This window comes from Acinetobacter sp. V89_7 (assembly GCF_029967895.1).
Taxonomy (GTDB): domain Bacteria; phylum Pseudomonadota; class Gammaproteobacteria; order Pseudomonadales; family Moraxellaceae; genus Acinetobacter; species Acinetobacter soli.
In genome coordinates this window covers 246,004-260,319 of the sequence record NZ_JASCAJ010000031.1, presented here as the reverse complement: position 1 = coordinate 260,319, position 14,316 = coordinate 246,004, and the positions used below count along the sequence as shown (strand labels likewise).

Here is a 14,316-nt window from a genome sequence, read left to right as displayed (position 1 = left end):
GCTTAATGCGGCCTTTTACATCATCTTCGTTTCAGACAAAGCTTCAGGCTTCGGGCGCTCAGCTTCATACTGCTCTTCTGAGATGAACTCGACGTTGTGAACTGTATTCAATTCATTTGATTCATTCAGTTCACCGTACATCAAAGTCGCACCCGAACTTTTGTTTGTGACTTTGAAGTACTGACCATCTGCTTTTGTATATTTTTTAACGCTCATTAAACTAATCCTCCATCCACAATTGTCCAACCCGCACCGATCAATCCGCTCACTGCTGCTTGACTGGTTGTCGATCGTTTTACCTGTGCATATACAGTTTTCGGACTTGTGCCGTTTGCCCATTCGTTTTGCCGTGTTGTTCCGACATCGAGCCAAAGCGCATTTAAATATTTATCGTAGTTTTCGGTTGACCAATTTGGTGCCGATGACACATCTGCCATATTAGAATTAACGTTGAATTTTGCAGCCCATGGCGACAAATCCTGATTGAACGATGTCGCGCCCTGTAAAAAACCTGTAAAACTCATGACGTTTCTAATATCCCAGTCATTGATAGGTTTATTAAAAGATGAAGCATTCCAGAAAAAGTATGCCATTGATACTACTGATCTAAAGCTCCCAGTGATTGTGTTGTTGAATTTAGGGTTATTAGAGAACCATCCAGAAACATCTCTTAGGCTAGGGGCGTTAAATTTAACGGGCGCATTGAAATTATTGTCAGAAAACAAATAGTATGCTTCTACTAAATTGGGCGTATTTCCGAAGTCCACAGGTTGGTTGAAAGACTTAGCGTAGCCAAATATATTGTTGATAAACAACGCTTTACTAAAATCAATTCCGATTAGCTGTTTGTTGAACTTCGCTGCTCCGAAAAACATCCCAGAAAAATTATCACATTCTGATGTGTCAATATTTAATTCAGAGTTGAAGGATACAGCCCCCTCAAGCATGAACGACACATTTTTTAATTTAGCCCCCCTGATATTGATATCCTTATTGAATTTCGCAGCATTCATCAAAAAATGATTAATATCTAATAATTTCGGGGCATCCCAATCCACCCTGCGATCAAAATTACCAGCTCCCGCAAAAGCATAAGCAGCATCAGTAACTTCACTCACATCCCATGAATTTACCCTCTGATTGTAGCTCCCCATTCTTATGCAAATACCATTAATCGATGTTACGCCATCGGCATGAATACCTAGAGAATAATCAGGATAAGCTCCAAAGAAATTTGACGCATCAGGTGGGTCAAACCCTAGGATTCGATCTTTGTCTTTCCATGATAAATAAGCGTAGTCGCGACCTTCATCTATTTTGAGAACAATTTCACTGGCTGAATTGAAGACCCCCTCTGTGGTCGGGTTTGTGATCCCTAGGGATGTACAAGTAAGTGTCCCGCCAACAACTTTAAACTCTTTAGCAAAGTCGTTACGAAACTTAAAGATATCGCCATTCTCGACATCATAATTTCGTACGATGCGGACGTTGCTAATATAGCCTTTTGGTGGAAAAACGTTGATCGATTGATCGACTGTATTTGTCGATTTAAACACTGTGCATGACATGATTGATTGCTCCTGCGCTTAAGCTGTGTAATTAAAATATGTGTCTAAAAATGCGATACGCTTTTTCGTCCATGTCAGAATTTGTTCTAAGCTGGTGATATTTAAAGAAGGACGAACCGGCCAACGTGCAAGTTCAAGATCGTAAACATCTCTTGAATACTTCAAAAAAAGATCAGTCGATAAGTTATAGATGTTCTCAACTGAAATGATTTTCAGATCACGCAATTGTTTGTATCTTGCTTCAACATCTGTGTTATACGCGACTTTGACTTTGCGCCAGAACGAACCAGATCCCGTTCCAATTGTCTGTGTACCACTGGTGTTGTCATACACAGCACCACCTGTCCAGTCCAAACCAAAAACGGTATCAAGGTCATAAGGCATAAACATAAAGCGCTTGCCGTCGTAACTCATGAATTGAAAGTTTTTTGCACTGTTGCCACCAGCACCATCCGCATATCGAACAAACTCAGCAAACAGCATAAAATCAATCGCGTTTTGCTTGTCGAGATAGACATTCGCTTGTGCTGTAAAGTTCGCATCGCTGAGCTGTGTAAATGCGTTCCAATTTGAAATTGCGGCCCATGTATCTGCTGTTGGGCTGCTTGGTGCTTTTAGTTCATAAAGCGTTGGATTGTTGACTTCAAGATTTGTGATGTCATTCCATCCGTCCATGCCAATTAATATCTCTTTCGGCTTATTTTTGGCAATGTTGTAGTTGGCACGCTTCTTTGCAGTTCCGAACGAACCAATGCCGTAGAACTCATCATTGATATACAGCAGGGCTGAGTAAAGACGTGGCACTCCGTTGGCACCATTTTGGAGTGCATCTTTACCCGTTTTTCCGATATAGACTTTTTCAGTCTCTAAACGCGGATAACCTGTTCTTGATGCTGTAAATTGTTCCCACAATCGATAGCACATTGCATTGCGAATATTAGTGTGATCAATCCAGTTTGATTTAAAAACTAACTCGTCGTGCGGCAGTAGATCACCGATTTTGACGTTCAGCGCTTTTGTTAAAGCTTGGTCTGAATAGAATGCGATGTTCCAGTTTTTCTTTGCATAAGCAGCGCTTGATGAACCTTGCACTTCCATTTTTACAAAGCAACTGAAAGACTGGCCGTCAAAATGAAACTCGCCCTTACATGAAATCACAGTGCCTTTTGCCTCAGGCAGCGCAGGCACATCTGTCAGATAGATCTGAATAACCGACTCAGGTGCTTTTACTGCGATTTGCTTGAGTGCTGTTACCGCTTGCGCTTTGTTCTTAAACTTCTTCAGCTCATTGATTTCATTTAAAACATCGACACCGTTAAAGACCCAATTGCCATATTTGTCGACGTAGCCCAAAAGATTCTTTTCAGCATCTTCAAATCGAATCAGTTTTGTGTCATCTGACTGCTTTGTTAGCTTTTTCAAATACTCAAGTGCATCAACAGCATTGTGAAGCCCATCGATCTGGCCAGAGCGCAGCATGCCGTTTTTTGTTAAACGTAGGACGATATTTCCGTCGCTATCGTCAAACGTATATAAATCACTTGAATCACTTGTCGCAAGCAGCTTTAACAGTACGCTGATATTGTTCAGATTCAGTTCATCAACAAACTTTTGGAGTTCTTTGATATCTTCTTGATTTGTGAGCAGTATCGAGCGTTTTGTATCTTCATCATATGAGACAAGCTGGCCTTTTTTATTAAGTGCAAGTACGACATTTCCAGCGTTATCTTTCCACTCATAGAGATTTTCAGAGTTTGAACTTTCAAAAAAATTGCTTTCCTTCGCTGGTGTGATGTTCAAGCCATCCCAAACATAAAGCCCAGCATCGTCCCCCTGTGCGATACGTATAGTAGAATTTGCCGGTACATTTATTTTATCTGCATCAAATAAGGCCATGGTTGCATAGCTATAGTTGCCACCTTGCGCCTCGACTAAATCAAGTGACATTTGACGAATATGATTGAGCAAAACGGTTAATGCATTTTTAAACTGTGATTCGGTGATGGTGTTCCCGATAAAATCGTAATCGCTCGGTACAGTCATTGGGTTACCCTCAAGAACAAAAAACCCCGCGAATGCGAGGCTTGAATTCATAAATATAATTAGACAGCGGTTTCTGGTACAGGTACAAAGGGCTCTCCACGAAACCGTTCAAGATTATTAAAACGGATACTGCAGGTATCCATGGTCTTATCACAACCAGGATAAACCTTGATGGATTCACCTACTTCGGGCATTTGTGTCAACGGCAATGTCAAAAGTAACGATCCATTTTCATGCAGTCGAATCGTACGCTTAATGCCTACATTTAAGCCAGCAGTGAACTCCACAACGCCTTGCGTAAAATAGCCTTGAGGTTTGGCAATATTGCAGACAATACGACTAAGTGAAGAATCTTGATCAACACTTGCTAAAACAGCATGTTCTTCACTAATTAACCCACAGCGCATATCAAACAACGTGTTTTTGCAAGAAGGTTGATACAGGTCTCGCGGCATTTGTACGCTCAAAACATCAAGATCAGACTTAACTGAAAACTGTAACTGATTGCGCGTGAAGTCTGGTTCAACAATCAAGCCGTCAAACAATTTGATTGTGCCAGCACTGGTATCAAAGGGATGTTTAGGATCCATAAATATCCTTTCGAGTTTGAATCTTGCACCATCCAACTGACCGTTGTGAACCGCTTGAAGAAACGGTAAAGAGCCAAGCATCACATCATCATTGATACTCACTGTTACGCTTAAGCTATCGAGCTCGATGCCAATTTTATAGCTTAAGCTGTCTCGCTCAATGATCGGCCCGTCAAACAAATATGCTTTTCCATCAACGATTAATGAATAATCATAATTTGTATAGCGATACTCGCTATTTTGTACCGTGGTGATTGTATAAAGCTCTGCAATAACAAACTGATTAGATTCAAGCAATGCAGCCATTTTGTCTGATACTTGTCTCATATCTTATTCCCAAATGAACCGATTAGATTGACTTGACCGCGCCACAGTTTGTATGAAAACAAGGTAAATTCTTGGCTGTCTTCTGCAAATCTGCAACGGTAGTAAAATGTACCCGTAATTTTTACAACTTGCCCCAACGCAGGTGGTGTATTGAAAATGACAGTACCGTCACTATTGACTTGATAGTAGTCATTTGACCACATCAGCATTTGAACATCGGTACTCCACATCAGCATTTGGTCGTTTGCATTCCACATCGACACTTTGCCAAATGCTTCAACGTGTGCAATCGGAATTCTTTGTTCACCGGTTTGCTTGTAAAGCTGAAAGATTGTTGTTACACCATCGCCTACAAACTCGGATTCAAATTCGTTATCCAGCGGTGCCTTAAACAAAAAACTATCGAATGAACCAAACCGATCTAAAAAGAAATTTTCAATTTTCTGAAGTTCTTTTTTACTCTCCCGCAAAATAGGTATCTGCAAACTGAACTCGTAACGCGGTACTGCATAGTGTCTAGCACGCAGCTCACGACCCGAAATAGAAGTCATGATATTTGTGCTAAACACTGGTTTGCGAACGAAATCATAGCCGATGCAAATTTCAGGAAATAAAACATCTGACATATTTTTCCCCTTATTTGCCGAAGTTTCGATTGTACTCTTTTAGTCCGTTTGCCAAGGCCTTACCTCGTTTCTTAAGCCAACGATCTGCATCTTTAGTATCAATAAAGCTGGCAGTTAGATGATAGGTATCACCAGTAGATCCATTTGATGTGCTTCGACCAGATGAACTTTTTGCTTCTGGAATATCTTTCGTAGAAAGGTACTTCTCAGGCGCAATCAATCCACCGTCTGCATACATATTTGGAAGCTTTCCTGTCTGATTCATGTAGTTCAAATTATCTAAACCGATCTTTTGAACAGCAGCTGCTTTTAACATGAACTCACCATTTGATGCCCAGATCGGGATGTCATCTGATGTGCCTGTGCCTGGTCCGGTAATGTGTCCACCAGTTGCAAATCCTGCGACACTGACACTTCCAACTTTTGCAGCTTGCGCTAATTGCAAACCAACAGCTGCACCAGCAAGAAGTGGCGCCATAAGCCAACCAACTAATGGAATTTGTGAAACAGAGGTATAAACGTTAGAGAACGTTGTAGGCGCATTCATTAAAACTTGCGCAACTGCATACGCTCTCTGCATTTCAAACATTGCTTTATAAGCTGTAGATTGTTCCCCAAAGATGGATGCCATCATATCCGTGGTAGTTTGAACTGCTGTAAATGCCTGATTTTGTCTCAACTGAAGTTCCGCTTGTGCGTAGTTCTGATCAAGCAGTGCTTTAGCCTGTAGATATTGCTCATGCACAGCGAGAAGTTTTTCATTTCTTGCTGTCTCATCATCTACAGTTTCAAAGATCCCCGTACGCTGTTCACGGTATTTAGAATCAAGATTTTCTTGGGCACCAAGACGACTATTTTCTAAACCCATTCGTGCAGCAGAATTTGGGTTATTTCTTTCGACTATAGCCTCAAGATTCTGCCAGCGGATATCGTCTATCGATTGCGTATTTTTTGTTAATACACTCGCAATATCCATATCCTTAGCTCGAAGTAGCTCGTCTCTGTATTCTTTGGCCAACTCATGATTTTCTTTAATTGCATCTCTTTCACGTTTATAACGCTTGAGAACAATTTCAGTTTCATTCATATATGCTTCAAACGCAGATTGAACTTGTTCTTGCTGCTCACGGCGAACTTCACTGATTTCAAAATCTCGCTTACGTTGTAAAGCTGAAATTTCTTTTGCACGCTCTTTATCATTCAATTCAGTATTGGTTTTAGCCAATTCGATTTGACGTGAATAATAATCTTCAAGCTGCTTGATACGATCAGTTTCAAATACTGTTAGATTTGCATAATCTTCTTCACGTTGAACTTTAAGTTTCGTAGTTTGATCAAGATAAAGTGCTGACTCTTGAGCTAAACGAACTTTAAGTTCCTTTGTTCCGGCATATGCATTATTAATCGCTTCAACTCGATCCTTATGCTCCTCAGCAAGTTTTTCAGACTCTTTGTAATACTGGGCATCAATTTTTTTTCGCTTTTCATCCATATCCTTCTGAGATTGTATAAGAGCAATCTCTTGGGACAATTGATCAGCTTGGGTTGGCATCATCAACGATGTATCTATAGTAGTCTTGCTATTAGCACCTGCCATATATTTCATTACACGTTGTGCATGATCCTGCATTTCTTTCGCTTTTGCTGGGGAAAGATATCCAACACCATTAATTTTTTGATATCCACCTCTCGCAGTTACTTTTTCAGAAATTCTCCCTTCCTTAAGTGCATCAACACCACCAGTTCCTCCATTGTAAGCCATGATTGCATCAAGCCAATTTCCATATTTCTTGAAGTTTTTTGCTAAATCATCTGATGCAGCTGCTGTTACTTTAGCTGTATCTTTAAAGTTGTCAGCAATGGTTAGACCATATTGGTTTCTAAAACCTTGAGTCGTCTGAAGAAAACCCTTCGCGCCAGTAGGACTTTTTGCATTAATATCGCCACCTGATTCAGTAGCGATCAAACCAGTGATTAAACCTGCTGGCAAACCACGAGTTTTTGCAACTTCTTCCAGTTTATCTTTGGCAACCAATGCTACTGCACCCATCAATTTCTTATTGTCATTAGCACTAAAGGAGTAATTTTTAGAATTAAAGTTTTTGATAGCAGCATCAACGACAGCCTGAGGCAAAGCCTGTTTGAATGCATTCGCACCATTTGCTTTACTTTGAGCATCAGCTAGAACATTTGCTTTATCAACACCTACTCCACGGTTAACCAATTCTTTGATGTAAGAATCGCGTAATCCATCCTGTTTTAGTTGGGTGATATATTCACGTTGAGTTTGAGTAAGGCTTTGCCAAGCTTTTGCTGACTCATTGACTAATGAGATCTGAGCTTTCTGTGAATTATTCACCTGATCTGCGGATTTCTTTAAAGCATCTTGAGCAACTTTCACTTGGTCATACTTAGTTTTACTTTCTCCATATACGTTTATCAAAGAACGAACTTTTTGCAGTTGATCATCTGTCATCCCATTGACATTTTTCACAGACAAATAAAATGCATCACTTGAAAGTTTTCCTGAGCGAAATTCTTGAGCCAATCTTGTATAGGTAGCTATTTTTTCATCTGAAATCGGCAAAGCTTCCATAAATGCAGATAAATCAGAGGAAGCAACCACAAATTTTGTGCGCAAATCATCAAATTGATCAGACAAGGCTTTAGTTTCATTATCTCGCTGTAACGTATTAAGTGATTTGTATTTACCAATAAGACTATCTAAGGATACTCCTTGCTCATCAAATGCAATAGTGGCTTCATTTGTTTTACGCGTCATTGCATAGTACGTACCACCTGCAATAGTGACTTGAATGCCAAGTGCGATTAAGCCTAAAGGCCCACCCATTAATCCAAGCATGGCTCCAGCTAGCCCACGTGTTGCAGTGGCTAACGTAATAGTTTCCCCAGCCATTCTTGCTAAAGCGACCTGGTAGCGACCATATTGGATCAGACTTAATGCAGCTTGTGTTCCTGCGATACCAAATGACAATGCTAATCTAGTTCCAAGAACTGCACTTAATGCTATAGCACCAGCCTCAACTTTATCCCAATTTTCAACAATGGTTTCGACGACAGGTATTGCACCATTAATAAGAGTTGCCTGCAGTCCTTGCCATTGCAGATCCATCAATTGAAGATTCTTTTTAGCTTCTGTAAGGCTGTTCACCATGTCGTTAGACATAATTGCACCAGCTTTTTCTGCTGCATCACCCCAGTATTTAAAGCCCTGACCATTTTTCTCAAGTAATGGGATTAACAAAGAAGAATCTGAAATTACCGATTCCATGTAAAACTTCATATCATTCGTGCTTGCACCGGCTTTTTCTAATGAGTTATAAAAAAGCTGTAGTGCTTCAGGTCCAGATAACTTCTGAAACTGCTGAATACTTACACCTACAAGGGGAGCAATATTCGTAAAGAAATCTGCTAGAGGCCCTCCACCAGTTTGCTGAAAATCACCGATTCGATCTTGCATGTCTTTCATCTTGTCTGCAAAAGACTCAAGTGAAATTCCAGCTGTTTCTGCACCTTTCGCATAGTATTGAAACTGACCTACAGAAGCATTGGCTAATTTCGCAAAGCGTTGAATATCATTTCCAGCGGTAATGACTTTTTCACTGTAAGCAATGACACTTCCTACGGACAAACCACCAAGCACTACGCCAAAACCTTTTACTGCTAGACTTGCTAAGTCAAAAGAATCAGTAATCGCTTTAGTAGACTTTTTGGTTTCACGCTCTGCACGGCTCAATGGCTCTGTGTATCCCGCTACTTTGGCAACAAGATCAAGTGTCAAGCGGCCTAATGATGCTGTTGCCATGGTCTTCTCCAATTTTTAGGCATAAAAAAACCCACCAAAAGGTGAGTCAATTTAAAACTTATAGTCAATTTTGGTCTTTGGACACTTTTTCTTGTTCCAAATCACTTATTGGTGCAGCAGATAGTGCGTCTTGTGCTGCTGCTTTAGCTGCTAATGCTGCGTCTTGTGCTGCATCTTGTGCTGCTGCTTTAGCTACTAATGCTGCATCTTGTGCTGCCGCTGTTGCTGCATCTGCTGCTACTGAATAATTCTGCACTGGATATTTAGCTAAATAATCATTATGACAATATTCTTTAGCTAAAATATCGAAATATTGATTATCAGGTGATTCATAAATAACTGCATTAGTATCCGGCCTTACTATGAACCTGCTGAAACCAACATATGCCCCCATTGCATTCTTTGCATTAACCTCGCCACAGTTTTGAATAACATTTCTAAATCGGGCAGATTCACCATCTCTAAGATTATATTTAACTAAATCCTCAATTCTTTTCATTTCAGCCTGCTGCTTTGCAAGCAGGGCTTGTTGTTCTTTTGCTTTTTGGGCTTGTATTGCAGCTTGTTGTTCTTTTGCTATTTCCTCTTGAGATTTACCACATGCAACTAATCCTAAAATAACAATCAGTAAAATTATTCTTTTCACAAAATACCCCCTAATAAGTACATATGCTGAGGGTAGACGAATTAAAAACCTAAATCTAGTTTAAAAATTATCTTGAACAACTTGAATTAATTACAACAGACTAAGTTTTTTTAATAAAATTATTCTTGATCAATTTAGAATACAATATGAATGAGTGAAATAATCAAAGACTTTGCAAAGCCAGAATTCAAAGATCCAATCATGGACATGTGGGAATTTTTCAACGACAACACCCATTATCGCCTTATAAGGTACGAACCCATTAAAAATGGAATTCGTACATTTTACATAATTGTAAATTAAAGTCCTTTTTCCATTGCCTCATCTAAAGACAATTCAATTTCTTTTGGCTTGTCCTCGTGGGGCATAAACATCACCGAGTCGACACGATCCTCAGGCTTAACTTTTCCGTTGTGATATAAGGCCATCAATCCACCAATAGCCTGTTCTATCCTTCGACCAATAAAAAGAGAGCCTCGCTTTTCCCGATATGCTCTCCACAGCATAAGCTCTTTATGACTTAGGTTTCGTTCGGCTTCTTCAAGTGTTCTTCCGCCGATTCCACAGGTAACGAGCTCGAAGAGGAGTTCATATCGCTCGAGCTCTTCTTCTGAGACTTTCCCATAAAGTTGTTAATCTCATCAGCCAATTTATACAGAGCATTAATAAAACTTGGCTCAGAGTCATAAACAGCTTCGAGATTATCAAAAAACGGCGTCCCGGCACTATCTACACAGATGGTTCCGCATAAATGTGAGGCTTGCAGTCGATCCGCATCAACTGATTTGATCTCGGATGCCTCAATATCTTTCACATTAATTTTCCAATTAAATGATTTTGAAGCGTCTCGTGCTGCCTTAAAGCTGAGTTTTTTGATGTAAACCTCAGCCTTGATATCAACTACATCACCGATTTGAACATCAGGATCGCCTGAAGTTTCACGAAGAAAATCTAAATTGTCTTCATTTGCGGCCTGCTGCCAGACCAACTCACGGCGAATGGCAGCACCAATTTTAGTTACGCGCTTAAGATCCTTAATATTTTTCATATTTCACCTTAAGGAGTAATCGTACGAATGGTTTCTTGCACCGAAGAACGGCGTTTTAGTGGGAATGAATAACCCACATGCTGGCCCTTTTCAAATGTTGGAGCTGCACGTTTGAGATAGCCGTCAAATTCCCACCAAGTACGTGTTGTCGGTAATGTAACTGTTCCTCCTGTTACTGTAGGCGGGGCTGCACTGTGAGATGAACCAAGGTACCAATGAACTGTTTTTTTCGGTACCGTTTTTGAGAGTTCAAGAATTTTAAGATGTGAAGAATTTTCATCATCAAAATCTACAGCCAATGAACCTTCACCCGGTGTAACCATACCTGCTTCAGTGTCGCCTTCTTCTTGATCAAGGCAAGTCACTTCAATATCTTCTTCACTGTCTTGACCAAGATCGATTGTCTTCGCACAAATAACAGGAACAATATTGGTACCATCAAAATAATACAGCTGAGTTTTTTGAACTTTAATACGCGCCATGAGCTTGCTCCTCATTTTTTTGGCAATAAAAAAGGCGCACAAGGCGCCATTAATTGGATTTTTTTTAAGCTTCAATCAACCAGCTACAAGTAAAAGTACCTCTGTACACACCTGGTATGATTGAACCGATATTCGGAAAGTTTTCGATAATAGAATGATGCTTGAGTACGTTCCGTACAGCTTTAAAAACAGTATCTCTTTCCTGCTCTGATTGGGCATACACATCTATCTGAACTTCAATGCTGTCATCAACTGCAGGCACATCTACATTATCAATTGCATAACCTGAAACAATGGTCCAGACCACATAAGGCAATTTAATCCCCTCACTTGCTTGATCTCTGTATACCCGCAAAACTCCATCACTTGCTTTTAATAGTGCAGTTACACTCGAAGCGCTGTTCAGAATTGTTCGAATTGGAATCATCAGACTTTATTTAACTCCTCTTCAATGCCTGCTTTGAAAACACTCGTGAATGTATCAGTGACGGAATCAATATTGTTATTCATCGCTGGGCGTAAAAAAGGAATCGCTCTTGAATGATCAGTACCGAGTTCTACGAACCACCAATACCAAGTATCGCCACCAGGATTATCTTTACTTCCGAGTGTCTTGTAACTTTTTCCAGCTCTGCCCGCTCTGACATTTTCTTTTGAAGAAACATAATGTCTTGCACCGCCACGGACACCGACCTTCATCACAATTTCATTTGAATTTCTGACTCGACCTGCGCGAACCATAATATTTTTAGAAATCTGTTCAGAAGTTTCTGGATCATCAATCAATCTGGAATTGCTGACAGCAGCCTTTTTGACAATATTCATTGCCTTTCTTGCTGCTTTGGATGCCAGTCTTTTTGCTATCTTGGGACTGGCCAGACGTTCAAGCTTTTCAGCAACATCATCAATCCCACTCAAATGTGCTATTGATTCCATTCTTTTAAACCCTCACTGAGTTCAATAGTGATATACGTCTTGCGATTGAACAAATCACGCTTTGGCTGGCCATTAATTTGGTAATAAACTCCAGCAAATACAACGCGCATATCACTCGTAATCGTTGCCGAAACACTACTAAAACGAACTACTGCACGTGCTTGAAGTGATGAGCCAATGGATTGTGCTTGTATGCTGTCCCGTGTTGATAGATCCTGAACGTCTGACCATAAGGTACAGTGATCAATCCAACCTCTTATAAGATATTCAGGATTACTATCATCCTGCGTTTCAACATACTTCTGAACAGTGATGCGATGTTTTAACTTTCCGAACTCCATGCATCACCCCACATTTAAAAATCGATGCCGATTCCATGCCCACAATGTAGATTTTGGCAACTTCTCCATGTTTCCAGTGGCTTCTGGATTTTCATGCCAGTAGCCGATTAGTGTGAGTGCGCCTTGAACAATCGAAGGCGATGCATGAATACCGTTAATTACTTCATCCGGTATTGAAGCACCAAGTTCAAATAATTTTCGATTTGTCACTTCTTCAAAAGTTGATAATGCAGCATCGATCAATAATTGAAGATCATCGTCCTCATCATCTGCATCAATTTTCAATCGGGCTTTGACTTGGCTGAGTGTCAGTATTGGCATTAGCTTTCACCTTACGCTTAGATACAGTTTTTGGCTCAGGCTCAGGCTCAGGCTCAGGCTCAGGCTCAGGCTCAGGCTCAGGCTCAGGCTCAGGCTCAGGCTCAGGCTCAGGCTGTTGCGAATTGGTTGGAGGGTCAATGTTTTCAGAATTAATTTCTTTGTGCGTTGCTACGCCTAAGATATCAACAGCAACCACGGCAATACGATCATCGACATCGTGCTCGCCCGGTTCAATTTCTATCACTTTGTTGCCGTTTTCTATCGCAATTTTGAATGTTTCATTCACGTAAATAATTGGTGGCATGAGAATCAATCCTTCCATTAAAAAAGCCCCGAGATTATCAGGGCTTTTGTATTGGTTAAGCGGCTTTAAGCGTTAGCACCTTGATTGCATTGCTATCAGTTAGCAAGCCACCCACACGCTTAGTTGTGTAAAACTCGATGTAAGGCTTCGCAGAATACGGATCGCGTAAAGTACGAACACCCATACGGTCTACAACTGCATAACCACGCTTGAAATTTCCGAACATAACTGCATTTGCATCTGCAGCGACATCTGGCATGTCTTCATTTTCAGCGATTCCATAACCCAATAAGCGTGATGGTTCATCTTCTTGAAGACCAGGTTGCCACAAGTAGTTACCTTCAGAATCTTTGAATTTACGAACTTTGGCTACCGTTAAACCATTCATCATGAATTTGGCACCACGGCGGTAGCCTTTTTTCAATCCATAAATCAAATCAAGAATGTCATCTGCATCAAAATTACCAGCCTGTCCAGACAAAAATTGCTGAAGTGTTCCGAATTGGCGTGTTTTATCATCAGTAGTGGCTAAGTTGTGTGCCAAGATGCCCTTTGGCTTTTTCACACCATTACCGAGCAAGAACGCATTGCCTTCTTGTTCTGAAAATTCTCGAGCAACTTCTTCTGCAAGCCAGTTTTCAACATTGAAGAACACATCATCCAAAGCCGTCTGTGTTGATTTTGGCTTGGAGTAAATCTCACCCATGGTTGCAATAATTTCTGCAAGCTTTGGTGAATTGGTTTCAGGTCGGTCTTCTGTTTCACCAACCCAACCCGAGCTGGCTCCACCTAAATTGACCAACTTTTTATAACCAGAAGCACTGATGATGATGGATCCACACTCTTCACGCATTGGGCTTTCGTCATGTAAGAGCTGAATGATATTTTTGTCGAGTTCTTCAGGAGCCGCAAAACCACCATCGGCATCAACACCCACCTGAACAGCCTTTTGTTGTAACTCGGCTAACCCTTCGTCTACACCCTTGCGAATAAACTGAGAGTAGGCAGCTTTGTGTTCATCGACATCTTTGCCACTGGTTGCACCTGGTCGTTTGGCTTGCTTAAGCTCCTTTTCAAGCTCAGTTTTGAGCTTATCAAGTTCACCCAATTTTTCGTTGAGTTTGTCTACGGCACCAGACAATTTACTTTTTTCGGCCTTAATGCCTTCAAGCTCTTTGTCATTTTTCTTTTTGAAGTCTTCAAAAGTCCCCTTGAGGTCTGCTGCAACTTCTTCGATGTCTTTCTTTTCAATAGGCAT

General features: G+C 40.6%; 16 protein-coding genes. All 16 read right to left on the bottom strand.

The features are described 5' to 3' along the window. Nucleotides 1–15: 15 nt before the first annotated feature. Complete coding sequence (locus QLG00_RS12570; RefSeq protein WP_282471128.1) at nucleotides 16–216, bottom strand: hypothetical protein; 201 nt, start codon at nucleotides 214–216, stop codon at nucleotides 16–18. Then, nucleotides 216–1,568 carry a BspA family leucine-rich repeat surface protein gene (locus QLG00_RS12565; RefSeq protein WP_282471127.1) on the bottom strand — a complete coding sequence of 451 codons (1,353 nt, stop codon included), beginning with the start codon at nucleotides 1,566–1,568 and terminating at the stop codon, nucleotides 216–218. Before QLG00_RS12565 ends, QLG00_RS12570 begins: the two co-directional genes overlap by 1 nt. A gap of 18 nt (nucleotides 1,569–1,586) precedes the next feature. Beyond that, nucleotides 1,587–3,611: a CotH kinase family protein gene (locus QLG00_RS12560; protein ID WP_282471126.1), complete on the bottom strand. Its 2,025-nt coding sequence runs from the start codon at nucleotides 3,609–3,611 to the stop codon at nucleotides 1,587–1,589. Nucleotides 3,612–3,670: 59 nt separating this feature from the next. Continuing rightward, entirely contained in the window at nucleotides 3,671–4,528 is an 858-nt protein-coding gene (locus tag QLG00_RS12555) for a DUF2163 domain-containing protein (protein ID WP_282471125.1), read from the bottom strand. Next, nucleotides 4,525–5,154, bottom strand: a complete 630-nt coding sequence (locus QLG00_RS12550; RefSeq protein WP_282471124.1) for a DUF2460 domain-containing protein — start codon at nucleotides 5,152–5,154, stop codon at nucleotides 4,525–4,527. Before QLG00_RS12550 ends, QLG00_RS12555 begins: the two co-directional genes overlap by 4 nt. Nucleotides 5,155–5,164: 10 nt before the next feature. Then, the gene (locus tag QLG00_RS12545; protein WP_282471123.1) at nucleotides 5,165–8,980 is read right to left on the bottom strand and encodes a transglycosylase SLT domain-containing protein; all 3,816 of its coding nucleotides are present in this window, start codon (nucleotides 8,978–8,980) and stop codon (nucleotides 5,165–5,167) included. Nucleotides 8,981–9,044: 64 nt separating this feature from the next. Further along, a complete protein-coding gene (locus QLG00_RS12540) occupies nucleotides 9,045–9,626 on the bottom strand; it encodes a hypothetical protein (RefSeq protein WP_282471122.1) in 582 nt (193 codons plus the stop codon). A 299-nt stretch (nucleotides 9,627–9,925) separates the two neighbouring features. Next, nucleotides 9,926–10,132 carry a hypothetical protein gene (locus tag QLG00_RS12535; protein WP_282471121.1) on the bottom strand — a complete coding sequence of 69 codons (207 nt, stop codon included), beginning with the start codon at nucleotides 10,130–10,132 and terminating at the stop codon, nucleotides 9,926–9,928. Nucleotides 10,133–10,146: 14 nt separating this feature from the next. Continuing rightward, nucleotides 10,147–10,674, bottom strand: a complete 528-nt coding sequence (locus QLG00_RS12530; protein WP_282471120.1) for a phage tail assembly chaperone family protein, TAC — start codon at nucleotides 10,672–10,674, stop codon at nucleotides 10,147–10,149. A gap of 8 nt (nucleotides 10,675–10,682) precedes the next feature. Next, nucleotides 10,683–11,156, bottom strand: a complete 474-nt coding sequence (locus QLG00_RS12525) for a phage tail tube protein (RefSeq protein WP_025094325.1) — start codon at nucleotides 11,154–11,156, stop codon at nucleotides 10,683–10,685. A 64-nt stretch (nucleotides 11,157–11,220) separates the two neighbouring features. Continuing rightward, the gene (locus QLG00_RS12520) at nucleotides 11,221–11,583 is read right to left on the bottom strand and encodes a DUF3168 domain-containing protein (RefSeq protein WP_282471119.1); all 363 of its coding nucleotides are present in this window, start codon (nucleotides 11,581–11,583) and stop codon (nucleotides 11,221–11,223) included. Further along, complete coding sequence (locus QLG00_RS12515) at nucleotides 11,583–12,092, bottom strand: HK97-gp10 family putative phage morphogenesis protein (protein WP_282471118.1); 510 nt, start codon at nucleotides 12,090–12,092, stop codon at nucleotides 11,583–11,585. The genes QLG00_RS12520 and QLG00_RS12515 overlap by 1 nt, the downstream gene beginning before the upstream one ends. Beyond that, on the bottom strand, nucleotides 12,080–12,433 hold the full coding sequence (locus tag QLG00_RS12510) for a phage head closure protein (RefSeq protein ID WP_053469743.1): 354 nt from the start codon (nucleotides 12,431–12,433) through the stop codon (nucleotides 12,080–12,082). The genes QLG00_RS12515 and QLG00_RS12510 overlap by 13 nt, the downstream gene beginning before the upstream one ends. Nucleotides 12,434–12,436: 3 nt before the next feature. Then, nucleotides 12,437–12,754 (bottom strand): head-tail connector protein, encoded by a 318-nt coding sequence (locus QLG00_RS12505; protein WP_119689691.1) that lies wholly within the window; start codon nucleotides 12,752–12,754, stop codon nucleotides 12,437–12,439. Continuing rightward, nucleotides 12,708–13,058, bottom strand: a complete 351-nt coding sequence (locus QLG00_RS12500) for a hypothetical protein (protein ID WP_282471117.1) — start codon at nucleotides 13,056–13,058, stop codon at nucleotides 12,708–12,710. Before QLG00_RS12500 ends, QLG00_RS12505 begins: the two co-directional genes overlap by 47 nt. Before the next feature lie 55 nt (nucleotides 13,059–13,113). Continuing rightward, nucleotides 13,114–14,316: a phage major capsid protein gene (locus QLG00_RS12495; protein ID WP_282471116.1), complete on the bottom strand. Its 1,203-nt coding sequence runs from the start codon at nucleotides 14,314–14,316 to the stop codon at nucleotides 13,114–13,116.